A 14,069-nucleotide genomic window follows, 5' to 3' on the forward strand; every position below is an offset into this window, starting at 1 on the left:
AAAACGTTAGTACTTGTCTAACCCCATGCCATCCACGTTAATGTTTGACTAGTCCACCAAGCAAAGCAGCAATTTTCTGCTTCGGCTTGGCCGCGGCAGGCGCCATGCTGGCGGCAGCGGGAGCGGCTGCTTTGGCGGGCTCATATGGCTTCAGGAACCAGGGATCGGCCTTCTCGCGGCGGGCGCCAGGACCAAAGGCGGGACGCGCACCGCGCTCGGCGGAACGGCTGTCGCGGCTCTCGCCGGCATGGCGGCTCTCCGGGGCGCGTGCGGGACGCGCCTCGCCACCTTCGGTGCGGCGCGGTGGGCGGCGCTCGCTATCGCTGCTGCGGGCAGGAGCGGGATTGAAGCCCGTCAATTCGCCGCGCTTGATGCTTTGCTTGATGAGTTTCTCGATATCGGCCAGCAAGCGCTCGTCTTTATCCGAGTAAATCGAGATGGCATCGCCCGAGGCGCCGGCACGGCCCGTGCGGCCGATACGGTGCACATAGTCTTCCGCGTTGTACGGCAAGTCGAAGTTGATGACGCAAGGCAAGTCCGAAATATCCAGGCCGCGCGCCGCCACGTCGGTGGCCACCAGCACGTCGATCTCGCCCTTCTTGAACGATTCCAGCGCCGCCATGCGTTCCTGCTGGCTCTTGTCGCCGTGAATCGCCGTGGCGCTCATGCCTTCCTGTTCCAGCACGCGGGCCAGGCGCGAGGCACCGATCTTGGTGTTCGAGAAGACGATAACCTGCTTCAGGTCGCGCTGGCGTAGCAGATGGGCTACCAGGGCATGCTTCTGGTCTTCCGTCACCTTGTAGACCACTTGCGTGACCTTGTCGGCCGTCTGGTTGCTGCGCGCCACTTCGATCGTCAGCGGATCGTTGAGGAAGGTCGCGGCCAGCTTCTTGATTTCTGGCGAGAACGTCGCCGAGAACATCAGGTTCTGGCGTTGTTTCGGAAGCAAGTTGATGATGCGTTGCAAGTCCGGCAAAAAGCCCATGTCCAGCATGCGGTCCGCCTCATCCATGACCAGCATCTGCACCTGGCTCAGGCTGATGTTCTTTTGCTCGATATGGTCGAGCAGGCGGCCTGGCGTGGCGATGACGATTTCCACGCCGCCGCGCAGGATGACGGTTTGCGGCTTCATGTCCATGCCGCCGAAGACGACGGTCGAACGCAGCGGCGTGTGCTGGGCGTAGGCCTTGACGTTTTCGGCCACCTGCACCGCCAGTTCACGCGTCGGCGTGAGGATCAGCGCACGCACCGGGTGGCGTGCCGGCGACATGCTGCTGCTGGCATGCGCCATCAGCAACTGGATGATCGGCAAGGAAAAACCGGCTGTCTTGCCGGTGCCCGTTTGCGCGGCACCCATCACATCGCGGCCTTGCAGCACGACGGGAATCGCTTGTTCCTGGATCGGTGTCGGATGGGTGTAGCCCTGGTCGGTCAGTGCGCGCTGGATTTCAGGCGCGAGGCCGAAGTCGGCAAAGGTCAGGCTGGGAGCAGCGGATGCGGCAGGTGCTGGTGCAGCGGCGGCGGGCGCCGCTTCAGGGACAATTGCCGGGCTGGGCGTAGGAGTCGATTCGGTTTCAGACATAAATTTTCTGGTGTGCCTCCGCACTGCGGAAGCCATGCTTTCTCAATAAACAACATTTCGGGGCACAGGCAGCTCCGTCTTGCAAGCCATGGATCATTGTTCTTGCGGCACCTCTGTGCTCCGGGACATGCTGGAAGGCGTATGCGGGAGCGTCGAAGAGATGTGCTGCGATGGCGGCGGAGATCGCGCCGGCGGAACATCGCGCGCAGAAGATACAATATCAGTGCTGTAAACGATACCCTAATTCACCGCAACTGTACACGGAAACCGTGATTTTTGAGCAAAAAGCATTCCAGCAATGGCTCGCAGGAATGCCGTATGATGCCGTTCCAATGCCTGCTCCGATCCCTGCCGCTCCATCCCCTGCCCTCACCATGTCCCCCCCGCCCTTAGCCCACGATCCGCAACCGCAGCCCCCCAGTAAACCGGGCAATGACGAGTGCTGCCATAGCGGTTGTACCTTTTGCGTGCTGGAAATGTACCAGGAAGACCTGGCCGCCTACGAAGAAGCCCTGAAGGCCTGGCAACAGCGCCAGCAAGCCGCTGCCGCGCCCGCTGCCCCAGGCGTCAAGAAGCCGCGCAAGCGCGCTTGACTTCATTCACTTAAAAGCTTTCCCACTCATCGACTGGTGCCGCGCGACGCGCCGTGCTGGCCAGTTGACGCGGCGCCGGTACCGGCGTCACGGCTGCCGGCGTCTTGACGGTGACGGGTGCGCGCGGCCGGTTCGCGGCGGCGCTGGCCACGTCAAGCTTGAAGACGCTGACGACGGCGCTCAGGCTGGCAGCCTGTTCCTGCATCGATTCGGCTGCCGCGGCCGCCTCTTCCACCAGGGCCGCATTTTGCTGCGTCACCTGGTCCATCTGGGCAATGGCCTGGTTAACCTGTTCGATACCGGCGCTCTGCTCGCTGCTGGCGGCCGTGATCTCGCTCATGATGTCCGTCACGCGGGTGATGCTGGCAACGATGTCATCCATCGTGCGGCCCGCCTGGTCCACCAGTTTCGATCCCGCCTCGACTTTCTCGACCGAATCGCCGATCAGGACCTTGATATCCTTGGCTGCCGCGGCCGAGCGTTGCGCCAGGTTGCGCACTTCCGTGGCCACGACGGCAAAGCCGCGCCCCTGCTCACCCGCACGCGCCGCCTCGACGGCCGCATTCAGGGCCAGGATATTGGTCTGGAAAGCAATGCCGTCGATGACGGCGATGATGTCGACGATCTTGCGCGACGATTCGTTGATCGACGCCATCGTCCCCACCACTTCGCCGACGACCTTGCCGCCCTCGATGGCGATGCTCGACGAGGTCTGCGCCATGGTGTTGGCCTGGCGCGCATTGTCCGCATTCTGCTTCACGGTCGACGTCAGCTCTTCCATCGACGAAGCTGTTTCTTCCAGCGAACTGGCCTGCTCTTCCGTGCGCGACGACAAATCCTGGTTGCCGGCCGCGATCTGGCTCGACGCCGTGGCGATGGTATCGGTGCCGCTGCGTACCTGGCCCACCAGCTTTTGCAGGCTGGCATTCATGTCTTTCAGGGCCTGCATCAATTGCCCCGTTTCGTCTTGCGATTGCACAACGATATGCGCCGTCAGATCGCCGGCCGCCACCTGGCGCGCCACGCCGACGGCCTCGATCAGCGGACGCGCCACGCTGCGCGCCACCCACAGCGCCAGCAGCATGCCGATGACGACGATGCCCACTACCAAGCCGATCAGGCTGGCGCGCGAGGCCGCATAGGTTGCATCGGCGCTGGCGCTCGAGCGCACGCCGCCGTCCGTGTTAATCGACACCAGTTTATCCAAGGCTGCCATCATGTCCGTCATGACCTTGGCCGACGGCCCCACGGCCAGCGCGCGCGCCTCTTCCTTTTTCATCTCGCGCGACAGGCTCAGCATGGTTGCATGCAGGCGCATGAATTCATCGTTGAGCGCCAGGAAGCGCTCGAACACTTCCTTCTCGCCCGCTGCGGAAATCAGGCTGCGGTACTTGTCGGCATCGGCCTTCAGCTTGGCCTGGGTTTCCGTCATGCGCGTTTCGTTCTGCACCATGTCGGCATCCTGCGCGGCCAGCATGTGCGCCAGCTCCCAGCGGCGGAAATCACTGACATCGCTGCGCATATTCATGGCCGTCAGCACGCTGGGCATCCAGTTGTCGGACAGGTCGGTCGACGCGGTATTGATGCGCGCCATGGACAAGATCGCCGACACGCCCAAGGCCGCCGTCAATAACAGCACGGCGCCAAACGACAAGATCAGCTTGGTGGCAATTTTCAAATCAAAAAACCATTTCATGCGTTGCTTTCCTTCATTAAACGAACGGGACAAAAGTGAGCAGAGATGGAGAGCAAGCTCATACCGGCACACAAATCGAATTTCCGCAATGCAACATTTTATCACCGTCGTACTGCAGCGCAGAGTGGTTTGATCGCGGCGTGCAGCCAAAGTTCTCGCATAGCGGGCAGCACGGCATTTTTTTCCCAGCACGCTTGTTTCCACAAGGAAAAATGCAGTAGCAGGCGTAGGAGTCGGATGACACGAGGCAATGTTCCTAGCCTACATAAGCACGTCGGCTCATCCGATGCCCGCCGGCGCCCCCTGGTTCTATAGTGGATACAAGATTCAGCACAACGCTAGCAAGCCATAAAAGCAGCGCCATCCAACAAAATCAGAAGACGAGGCCCTACCATGTACAAAGCTTATAGCAACCTGACACCAGCAACGAATACCCACGCAGCCGCCCAGCACAACTGGCAAGCCGCGCCCGCCACACCCATGATCAGCATCACGGGCGCGCAACAGAACGAATTGCTGCGTGCCTTGTCGCGCGCCGATCTGGAGCGCCTGTTTTGCCAACTGGAATTGGTCGCTTTGCCTGCCGGCAAGCACCTGTTCGATTGCGGCGGCAAGATTGAATACACGTATTTCCCTACCAATGCCATCGTTTCCCTGCTGTATGTGATGGAAGACGGCGCCACCACCGAGATCGCCGTCGTCGGCCGCGAAGGCGTGGCCGGCGTGGTGCTGTACGAAGCCGAGCGCGCCACCTGCACGGCCATCGTGCAAACGGCCGGCTACGGCTACCGTCTGAAAACGGCCTTCCTGCGCGAAGTGTTCAATGAAGGCGGCGCCCTGGCGCAATTGCTGATGCGCTACACCAGCGCCATGTTTGCGCAAATGGCGCAGAACGTGGTGGGGGGCCGCCATTGCAGCATCGAACAAAAACTGTGCCGCTGGCTGCTGGATCGCCTCGACCGTTCCCTGTCGAACGAGCTGAAGGTGACGCAAGACACCATGGCCAACATGCTGGGCGTGCGCCGCGAAAGCATCACCGTCACGGCCCGCAAGCTGCAGGACGAAGGCTTGATCCAGTACCGCCGCGGCACGGTCGAAGTACTCGACCGCGAAGGCCTGGAAGCGGCCGCCGGCAATTGCTACAAGGCCGCCCGCGCCGGTTTCGAACAATTCCGCAGCGGCATCAGCGCACACAATTAAGCACCATGCTGGCAAACGGGCAGGCAAGCGGGTATCGTAGGCATTCCCGCTGACTTCCCCGGAGACTGGCCATGAAACTGATCGGCATGCTCGACTCGCCCTATGTGCGCAGGGTCGCCATCTGTTTGCAACTGCAGGGCATTAACTACGAGCACTTGCCGCTGTCCGTATTCCGCAACATGGATGCCGTGCGCGAAATCAATCCCGTCATCAAGGTGCCGACCCTGGTCCTGGACGACGGGCAAGTACTGATGGATTCCACCTTGATCCTGCAATATCTGTCGCTGCAGCGCCCCGCCACCTCCCTACCTGACCTCAACGACAGCGTGCACGCACTGCGCCTGACAGGCTTGGCGCTGGCCGCCTATGAAAAAGCCGTGCAAATCGTCTACGAACGCAAGCTGCGTCCGCTCGACAAACAGCACGCGCCATGGCTGGAACGGGTCAGCATGCAACTGCACGCCGCGTGGAACCTGCTGGAGCAGGAATGCGCGCGCCTGCCTCTGCCTGGCGAGACGGGCACCATCGACCAGACGGGCGTGACCATTGCCGTCGGCTGGAGCTTTGCCCTGCTGGAAACGCCCGATATCGTCAAACCGGCCGACTACCCGGCCATCCACGCCTACACGCGCTCGGCGGAAACCCTGCCTGCCTTCCTGGCCACGCCGCCAGTCTGAACCACCGGGCGAACTGCCTGCGCCAGCTGCGGCCCCAGCAGGCACGCACCCGGTACAATATTGGCATTCCCCTATCTGGCGCGCCAACAGCGCGGCGCGCCGGCACCATGAAAGAATGAATGGAAGACATCAATTGCGAAGGCTTGCCGCACATCCGCGTACTGGCAGGCGAAAACACCGACGGCCCCGTGTATGAGACCCTGCCGGCGCGCCAGATCGACGAGCACGTCTACGAACTGCTGGCCTCGCCCGGCCTGACCCTGAATTTGGCGCGCGGCGACATCATCAGCATCGCCGACCCGCTCGCTCCCGCCGAAGTGCTTAAGCGCGGCGGTAACTTCTGCATCCAGATCTATGCCGACGACGTGTCGCAAGAGGCAGTGGACCAGCTCGAACGCGATGTGCAAGAGCAGCTGGGCGGCACCATGGACGGCCAGTACAAGGGCAACCTCACCTTCAGCGTGCCGGGGCACCACGGCATCTACAGCGTCAACGGTCCCTTCGACGCCTTCCGCGAAGCGACGGGCGTCGAATGGTACTTCGCCAACATCTACGTCAACCTCGATGATGACGATGATGAAACCTTGCTCAACTGGTGGGTGGATATGTAAGGTTGCCCGTGCGCCAGGGCCATGACACGCGTCAATGCGTCGTATTGCCCTGGCGCACATCAAGATACTTGCCCGCATCTTGCGTACGCTCTCTCTACCGTCAACCACAGAGAGAACGCTATGCCCTACATTGCGCGTGCCGACTATGCAAAGCAAAAAGAGATCGTAGGAAATGGCGAGTGCGTCACCCTTGCCAGGCACCTCACTGGCGCCCGTGCCTCGTCGCTTTGATCGCCCCGAAATCTATTCGGTGGTCGAATGAAGCCGCTCGCACTGCTGGCATTGGCTATCGCGGTCACGACGATGCAGCCAACTGCAGCAGCCCCTTTTTCTTGCCCGCAAGCAGCTCCATTGACCTGGGACCTGCCAGCCGCCAGGCTCGACAGCGTGCGCGTGCTGTCCTATCCGGCGAATCAGCCGCCAGCGAACGGCGCCGCCTTGCCTATCCTGGCACCAGACAGGGAGTGGACACGTGCCGGCACCTTGTATCAACGCTGGAATATCAATTTCGATGCCCCCCACTATCTGTTTCAGGTGGACTGCCTATATACCGGTACCGAACGCTACCTGCGCATGGATTTGCCGGGAGTCAAACAGTGCACCGCAGCCATTCAACAGCGAACGAAGATAGTAAGTTTTCAGTGCAAATAGTACGCTGGGCCGAATTTCTCATGCATGCTCATGGGGAAAAACGGATTGCGTGTGACAAGTCTGGCAGCGGTTGTGGTGGATCGCCCTCACAGGGCACGGCCAACCGAACTCATCGCTACGTGCTACGATGCAAGACAAGTTCCTTTCAATGACACGCCATGAAATACAAGCTATTCCTGTTTGACCTCGACGATACCCTGCTCGACTTCCGGGCATCCGAAAAACGCTCGTTCCTGCACACCATGCACGAACTGGGCTTGCGCGACAACATCGACGCGCTGTTTTCCCAATACCAGGCGATCAACGTCGACCTGTGGAGACGTTTCGAAACGGGTGACGTGACCAAAGATTTCCTGAAAGTGGAGCGCTTCCGCAAGACGTTTGCGCTGAACGGCATCGCCATCGATCCGGAACTGGCCAGCCGTTTATATCTGGACTCCCTGCCGGACACGGTCGTGCTCATCGATGGCGCCAGAGAAGTGTGCGAAACGCTGTCGCGCATCGGCGAAGTGGGCATCATCACCAACGGCGTCGACTCCATCCAGAACCGCCGCATCGCCGCCTCCGGCCTGAGCGACTACATCTCCTTCGTCGCCACCTCGGAAGCGTGCGGCCACGCCAAGCCGGACGTGCGCTTCTTCGAATATGCCGCCAACATGGCGCGCGCATTCAGCAAGGATACGACCATCATCATCGGCGACCGCCTGGACGCCGACATCCTGGGCGCGAACCGCTACGGCATAGCCAGCTGCTGGTTCAACCCGGACAGCATGGCCAATACCTCGGCCGCCATTCCCACCTATGAAGTGGCCAGCCTGCATGACATCGTGCCGGCGCTGGACGTGATACCGGTGAACTTAAAACAGGCTTGATCGCCAACAAGCGCACCACCTGAAATACGCTGGCAGCGGCACGAAAACGCGCCGCTACTCGCGTACCATCAGGACTCGTCCATATTGGTGCCAGCTTATGCCTTCCTACACCGTCCTGCTCGCCATCGCGGCCTTGATCCTGTTCTTTGCCTTGCTGGTCACGCGTCAGGCGGCCAAGTCGCGCAAGCCGCTGAGGCTGCAAAGAAAACCCGTCATGACAGCGCGCGAACAACAGATGTACCACCTGCTGCATACGGCCTTGCCGGAGTGCACGGTACTGGCACAAGTGGCATTTTCCGCGCTGGTGACGGCGAAGGGATGGGCAAACAGAAACCGTTTTGACCGCAAGGTGGCCGATTTTGTTCTGTGCAGCCAGCAACTGCACGTCATTGCCGTCATCGAGCTCGACGACCGCAGCCACGCCGGCCGCGAACGCCAGGACAGGGAGCGCGACGCCATGCTCAGGCTGGCAGGCTATGTGACCTTGCGCTATCTCACCTTCCCCACCCAGCAGGCGCTGCGCGCCGACATCGAGCAACTGCTGCTGAAAAAGGCCGGCGTCGTATCTGCCTGATGACACCATCCAGGCATCAATCGCGCGTCAGCACTTCCAGCAATTCAATCTCGAAGATCAAATTGGAATGCGGCGGAATCAATCCCACCTGCCGCTCACCATATGCCAGCGCCGCCGGCACCCACAGCTTGCGCGTGCCGCCCACCTGCATGCCGTGCAAACCCAAAATCCAGCCCTGAATCACCTTGTTATTACTCAACACACAGCGGAAAGGCTCGCCCCGCTCGTGCGACGAGTCAAACTCCGTCCCATCTTCCAGCCAGCCCCGGTAGTGAGCAGTCACCAGCGCACCACGCGCCGCCGCCTTGCCATCACCCACCACGATATCTTCCATCTTCACTTCAGCCGTCATCTCGTTTCATCCTTCATCAATCGCTATGCCGCGATTGTACGACAGCACGAAAAAAGCCCCGGCAGTCACCTGTCGGGGCTCGTTCTATTCTTGCTAAATTCTGGTGGGCCTCCCGTGAGTCGAACACGGCACCAACGGATTATGAGTCCCTAAGACTAGGCTGCAATAGACCTGCTTTATCCATAAAATCAATGGCTTACAAAAACCAACCCAGCATTATCTCTGCATTGAACAGCTATGCCGTTGACAGTTAGTTGACGCCCTACGGAAGCCTGTATGGCCGACAAAGAAAGATCAACAATCATCGCTTATGAGTTTTTCCCGCCAAGGCACCCCGCTCAGAATCCAAGGACGACACAGCAAGACCACGTGCAAAAGACTCATGAGTCCGCGTCATGTACTTGCTAACGTTTTCCATATTTTTTTGAGACAGAAACGACCCAGAAGCTGACTTGGAAGCTTGCGAAAGGACTGATGCTGCGTGTGACCTGGATGCCTGTGCAACTACCGATCCCGCAAGTGACTTGGAAGCTTGGGCAAGTGCTGATCCTCCATGTGACTTGGATGCCTGAGCAACTACCGTTCCCGCAAGTGACTTGGAAGCCTGGGCAAATGCAGATCCTGCATGTGACTTGGATGCCTGTGCAACTACCGATCCCGCAAGTGACTTGGAGGCGTGGGCAAGAGCCGATCCTGCAACTGGCTTAGAAGTAACAGAAGTGCCTTTAACGCTATTGGCCTTAAATGCCGGTTTCGATTTCATGATCACCTCCCACTCCAATTCACAATATACCAAATAAGGGCAATACGTCACCCGTCAAGGCGCGACAGATTTTGCCAATCTAACAATTTTCTTACCTTTCGTCACTTCCTTGACGAAGCCAGCAGATTGATAGCGAGCCACAAGCGCGGAGACAGGGGAGTCTATAGCCGCTTCCCTACACCCCAAAGTAAGAGCAAGGACTTCCAAAAAGCGAGTCGCGATTAGAATGACCTTTCCACCTAGCGGGTTCCCTGTTGGGTTGCCTTCCAATAGATGTATGGTTGCCACGACACGACGGTCACTGATGCGCCCCAGTGCAAGCCCGCAGAGCGTATCACCCACCCAAATCGCCAACTCAAGTCTCCTTGAACGGCGACCAAATCGCCGCGCTTCTTTGTACCAATCCCAACCGGGCACATGAGCCAGCCTCCCAACATCACTATACGCCGCGCGCCAGACTTCAGTCGCAGCCAACGCAACGTGATCGATTTCCATCAACCTGACTTCAAGTCCTGTTAGATGCCGGACCTCTGGCTCCAAGGTCGCCATCGCGACCAGTCGCGCCTCACGGTACTTTTCCTCGGATTCGGCTCGACTCTTAGACTTCATATGCGTCATACATTGCCATTAATCAACATGAATGGAAATTCTAACGCACAACCTAGAGCATTTCGGGCTATTTCCGGCAAGCAGCCGTCCTCAACAGAAAATAACTGTATATTCATCCAGCAAAAGCAGTAAAATCCAACAGTCACATCCGTAGCTCTTGCATTCATCCATCTATTAGAAGGAGTAAGAACATGGTAAATAAGGTAACTGCCCCAAAAATCGCCACCAAGGCTTCAGGACTACTTAACAGTTCATCAACTGGAAAGAACACAAAAGCAGCGGCCGGAAGCGCTCTAGCTCAAGTTTCCCCAGCAAAAGTGACATCCGCAAAAGCAGCTACGGCCGCCTCACAGGTCCTGCGCGATGGCCGCACAAGCGCAGCGGCAAAAAGTGCAGCTGGCTCCACGCTAGCTCAGCGGGCGAAAAAGTAACAAGACACCAGCAGTAGGATCAGTATCGAGCACCAAACCGTCTCCGACGGCCCTACCGGGGGTCTCTCGCTTGCGAGGCGGCGGGGGCAGGGGTGAGTCCCCCCTGCCCCACCTAGAGCGTGGATCACTGCGAAGGCGTCAAGGGGCTTTCGCGGCATATCCTCGCCGATGAACCTGGCTGCGGTATTCCACGTCCCCTTGACCCCTTCTACGCTCTTTGCTAGGCGACGGAGCTTCGACAACCTTCAGGGGGTGACCAAAGCCTCCGCCAGCATCTATCTTGAATCTGAACCGCCAAGACTAACACCAAATCCGTCTTCGAGTGCGACGACAGATGTACCGAGGAATTTTCACGCATAAACACTCAGATCGCTAGAGCCGCTCGGGTTTGCCCCTGAAGGGCAGCTCGACTTCAGCGCCAACATCCAAGAATATAATCATGCGCGCAACCCGAGTCGGCGCAACTCAAATTTCAAGGCGACCTGCTGGCCTGACATCAAAACATGCTCTCCTTCGCGCCAATCGCCACAATACACATCGTCAGCATTTACACCAGCGGCGTGTAGCTCATGAGCCAGGTCAAGCAAATCGGAGCGCTCGATCCAACGCCCATCTTCCATCCTGGCGGCGAAACCGGCATCAGTCAGGCGAACATATGTTTTCATTATTTTCCCTTTGATCATTGGTACCGGGCAACGATTCCCCATCGCCTTGCTCGCTTCGGTGTCAGTGCCGACAGCTAGGTATTAGCGACTTTTCACGGCAAATTCTCGTTGATAAAACCGGTCAATGCCTTCAAAGTTTCCTGACGGACGAAGCCCAAAATATGTACGCATAAACACTCAGAAGTCGAGTGCGCGTCGTGATTGAGCCGAGTTGCCATCCTCACTTAGTTGAGCCATTACCCCGTTCAACCATCCCATGATAATCCCAGAATCGCAACAACATACGGCGATGAAACGCTCGTTATCAGCCTGTTGCAGCTGTTGCAAATCGCAACACAATTTACCCTAGTCTTCTAAAACCTTTGCAGATACCACGAGCACTAGATCGGTCTGAGTCTTGCTGTCCGACCCAGCGGACCAGGATGCAGGCAGGAAACTCAACCCAGATTTCGATTCCGACGACTGGGTATCCTGCAATCCTCCCAGCAGCATTACGTCACCATCTTTAAGACCTACGGTGGTGGTCAACTGGCGCAGGATGAGTGTCGGAGACCCGACAAGCCCGCTACTATTTGCTTTAAAGCTACTGATCTGCGCGTCCACGTCCAGGCTAATTTCTCCACTCCCCAAGACGCGAGGCAAGGCGTCAATGATGACCCCGGACGGCGTATACACGATGTTTTGAACCCGATTGCCTGCATTGTCGTTGCCACTACTGGAAACAGTGGCCGTCTTGTCACCCACCGTCAATTTAAGCTTGGTCCTGTCATAGCCAACAAGACGGCTGTTCGTAACCTGTTTGAAACGGGTATCGCTGTTCAGCGCATTGATGACCAGCTCAAAGCGTGTGTTCTTCAGACTAATGACCGAACCCGAATTAGTTGTACCGAGCGAGGCTCCCAGCTTGGCCCCCAGAAAGGAAGCCGCCAATGAAATGCCACGGCCAGAGCCGCTGCTGTTAGTGACTTCAATCCACGATGCCGAGACGTCGACCATCTTGGCGTGGGTGTCGAGACTGCGGCACAACGAAAGCATCTTGGAAACAGCTGCTTTAGAGCCAGTAAGCACCACTAATTCGCCAGCGACGGTGGCAGCCTTAGCACCGAAACCAGCGGCGACAACTGCGCTCACAAATTCGCTGGTCCGGTGAATGGGCGCAAAAAGTTCCGATTCTTCGTCTTCTTTCCGCGTTTGAAAACCTGCGGCATCTTGCACCACGCGACCATCGATGCCAATGGGCGCTATTTGCGGGCTAGTGGGGCTCAATGCCTGACCAGCCGAGTGCGCAGGTAGCTGCTGGCTCGCAATGACATCCTGTGCGCCGCTCTCACGGTTCAGCGACAGGTAGTAGATACCGCCCTTGAGCGTCGTCGCAATTCCTTCGCGCAGCAGCAGGTCTTCAACGAAGCGTGGTAGCTCGGCGACGTCGATGTTCTTTACTTTGATCGTAATTCGTTTGTCGATTCCGATAACGTCGGGTGATACCACGAAGTCCCGATGCATGATCGCCTTAAACATAGCTTCGCCGAACGCCATCAGCGGCGTGGCATCGAAGCTCAATGAAACCGGAGCCGGAGCCGGAGCAGGTGCGGCAAACGCCAAGACCGGGGCAAGGATCAGGGAAGACAGGAAGCGTCTCATTGCGCACCTCCTCTGACCCACAGCCCTGTCTCGATTTCAGCCTCCCAGCCGCTGGCACCAGACTTGAAGTGCAGCGGCGATACAACACGGCCATCGGAAAGAACCACGCTCACCGAACCGGAATTAGTGAGAAACCCTTTGCCGGTAACGGTCTCGGAGAACTTGGCAGGCTTGGCAGCATCGGCCACGGCGGCAGAGGGGGTGAAAAACATCGGTCCAAGGACATGAGAGCCTACGCCCCCGAGTACGAGGCCAAATATTAGAGCGATTGCGAGAAACTTGGTCATGTGCTTGTGCGGTGGTTTGGGAGGAATCGGGCGGACTGCGAGAAGTTCGTAGTCCTGGGGAATACGTACAGGGCCAACGAAGCCAGGACGGATGCCGGTGCGTGACTGCAAGTGCCAGCTAGGCAGCAAGCAATGGATAGCATGCGGGTAGCTGTCCGAGAAAACTTGTGTGGTGTTATAGGCCCGGTTCAGGTCATCACCCCGGAAGTGCCAGCGGTCGGCTACGACGCCATCCGGAGAGCAACCGAGGCGCACCACGCCGATATGCATGCGAGGCAGTGAGCCGTCGCTGAAGCCTGCCGTGATCAGCTTGAAGGCGGCCGAAACAAACGGCACTTTCATCCGGTCGAGGCGGCTCATGCGCACCACGTACTCGAACAGGCTGTCACGCAACTGCTTGTCAATCTGGCTGATGTTCTGGCAGATGAAGTACACATCCCATCCGTACTTACGTGCATGGATCGCCCACTCCAGCAGCTCCTTACGTCCGCCAGCTTGGAAGTCCCGGCTATTCAACCAGGACGCGCATTCGTCGAGGAATAGCGCCCCGTTGTGCGACTCATCGAAACCGGGGAGAAGCTGCGGCGCGGGCGGCGTGTACTCGAACCCATTGGCGGAGTATTTGAGCACAGGCTCGAAGTCGATGAAGCGGTTGCCTGAGCCGATGGCGTACAGGTCCGCCGACGTGGGTTTATCCGGCACGCGAATAACGGTCTGCTTCGACTGCCCCGGCATCATATGCTCCATGAACACGTCACAGTTTGTCGCAACGCGCTTGCCAGCGCGCAGGTAATCGCGCAACAGTTTCATTGCGCCCTTGCCCTTGCCGCTTCCGAGCTTGCCGGTGATAGCGTAAACGGCCATG

The 14,069-nt window shown here is 58.5% G+C and carries 14 protein-coding genes; 7 read left to right on the forward strand and 7 right to left on the reverse strand.

The features are described from left to right. Nucleotides 1-37 precede the first annotated feature (37 nt). Nucleotides 38-1,582, reverse strand: coding sequence for a DEAD/DEAH box helicase (locus tag V3C40_RS07095; RefSeq protein ID WP_331777004.1), 1,545 nt, complete (start codon nucleotides 1,580-1,582; stop codon nucleotides 38-40). Nucleotides 1,583-1,956: 374 nt separating this feature from the next. Here V3C40_RS07095 and V3C40_RS07100 point away from each other — a divergent pair, with 374 nt between their 5' ends. After that, nucleotides 1,957-2,175 (forward strand): oxidoreductase-like domain-containing protein, encoded by a 219-nt coding sequence (locus V3C40_RS07100; protein ID WP_331777005.1) that lies wholly within the window; start codon nucleotides 1,957-1,959, stop codon nucleotides 2,173-2,175. A 10-nt stretch (nucleotides 2,176-2,185) separates the two neighbouring features. On the opposite strand, the gene V3C40_RS07105 is transcribed toward V3C40_RS07100, so the two are convergent. After that, nucleotides 2,186-3,871, reverse strand: coding sequence for a methyl-accepting chemotaxis protein (locus V3C40_RS07105; RefSeq protein ID WP_331777006.1), 1,686 nt, complete (start codon nucleotides 3,869-3,871; stop codon nucleotides 2,186-2,188). A gap of 480 nt (nucleotides 3,872-4,351) precedes the next feature. Here V3C40_RS07105 and V3C40_RS07110 point away from each other — a divergent pair, with 480 nt between their 5' ends. The 6 genes from V3C40_RS07110 to V3C40_RS07135 all read left to right on the forward strand — a co-directional run bounded on the left by V3C40_RS07110 (nucleotide 4,352) and on the right by V3C40_RS07135 (nucleotide 8,456). Continuing rightward, nucleotides 4,352-5,071, forward strand: coding sequence for a Crp/Fnr family transcriptional regulator (locus V3C40_RS07110; RefSeq protein ID WP_034747863.1), 720 nt, complete (start codon nucleotides 4,352-4,354; stop codon nucleotides 5,069-5,071). A 71-nt stretch (nucleotides 5,072-5,142) separates the two neighbouring features. Further along, nucleotides 5,143-5,748, forward strand: coding sequence for a glutathione S-transferase (locus V3C40_RS07115; protein WP_331777007.1), 606 nt, complete (start codon nucleotides 5,143-5,145; stop codon nucleotides 5,746-5,748). Nucleotides 5,749-5,867: 119 nt separating this feature from the next. After that, the gene (locus tag V3C40_RS07120) at nucleotides 5,868-6,359 is read left to right on the forward strand and encodes a DUF4265 domain-containing protein (RefSeq protein WP_331777008.1); all 492 of its coding nucleotides are present in this window, start codon (nucleotides 5,868-5,870) and stop codon (nucleotides 6,357-6,359) included. A gap of 258 nt (nucleotides 6,360-6,617) precedes the next feature. Next, nucleotides 6,618-7,010 (forward strand): STY0301 family protein, encoded by a 393-nt coding sequence (locus tag V3C40_RS07125; protein ID WP_331777009.1) that lies wholly within the window; start codon nucleotides 6,618-6,620, stop codon nucleotides 7,008-7,010. 158 nt (nucleotides 7,011-7,168) lie between these two features. Next, nucleotides 7,169-7,882: a YjjG family noncanonical pyrimidine nucleotidase gene (locus V3C40_RS07130; protein WP_331777010.1), complete on the forward strand. Its 714-nt coding sequence runs from the start codon at nucleotides 7,169-7,171 to the stop codon at nucleotides 7,880-7,882. Between the two features lie 97 nt (nucleotides 7,883-7,979). Beyond that, nucleotides 7,980-8,456 carry a DUF2726 domain-containing protein gene (locus tag V3C40_RS07135; RefSeq protein ID WP_331777011.1) on the forward strand — a complete coding sequence of 159 codons (477 nt, stop codon included), beginning with the start codon at nucleotides 7,980-7,982 and terminating at the stop codon, nucleotides 8,454-8,456. Nucleotides 8,457-8,472: 16 nt separating this feature from the next. On the opposite strand, the gene V3C40_RS07140 is transcribed toward V3C40_RS07135, so the two are convergent. The 5 genes from V3C40_RS07140 to V3C40_RS07160 form a co-directional block, all read right to left on the reverse strand. Beyond that, the gene (locus V3C40_RS07140) at nucleotides 8,473-8,808 is read right to left on the reverse strand and encodes an FKBP-type peptidyl-prolyl cis-trans isomerase (RefSeq protein ID WP_331777012.1); all 336 of its coding nucleotides are present in this window, start codon (nucleotides 8,806-8,808) and stop codon (nucleotides 8,473-8,475) included. Between the two features lie 817 nt (nucleotides 8,809-9,625). Then, complete coding sequence (locus tag V3C40_RS07145) at nucleotides 9,626-10,189, reverse strand: hypothetical protein (protein ID WP_331777013.1); 564 nt, start codon at nucleotides 10,187-10,189, stop codon at nucleotides 9,626-9,628. Nucleotides 10,190-11,048: 859 nt separating this feature from the next. Then, nucleotides 11,049-11,276, reverse strand: coding sequence for a hypothetical protein (locus V3C40_RS07150; RefSeq protein WP_331777014.1), 228 nt, complete (start codon nucleotides 11,274-11,276; stop codon nucleotides 11,049-11,051). A 345-nt stretch (nucleotides 11,277-11,621) separates the two neighbouring features. Further along, nucleotides 11,622-12,917, reverse strand: coding sequence for a type II secretion system protein GspD (locus tag V3C40_RS07155; RefSeq protein WP_331777015.1), 1,296 nt, complete (start codon nucleotides 12,915-12,917; stop codon nucleotides 11,622-11,624). After that, the gene (locus V3C40_RS07160) at nucleotides 12,914-14,068 is read right to left on the reverse strand and encodes a zonular occludens toxin domain-containing protein (protein WP_331777016.1); all 1,155 of its coding nucleotides are present in this window, start codon (nucleotides 14,066-14,068) and stop codon (nucleotides 12,914-12,916) included. Before V3C40_RS07160 ends, V3C40_RS07155 begins: the two co-directional genes overlap by 4 nt. Nucleotide 14,069 lies beyond the last annotated feature (1 nt).

It is taken from the genome of Janthinobacterium sp. LS2A (assembly GCF_036543145.1).
GTDB classification, from domain to species: Bacteria; Pseudomonadota; Gammaproteobacteria; order Burkholderiales; family Burkholderiaceae_D; genus Janthinobacterium; species Janthinobacterium aestuarii.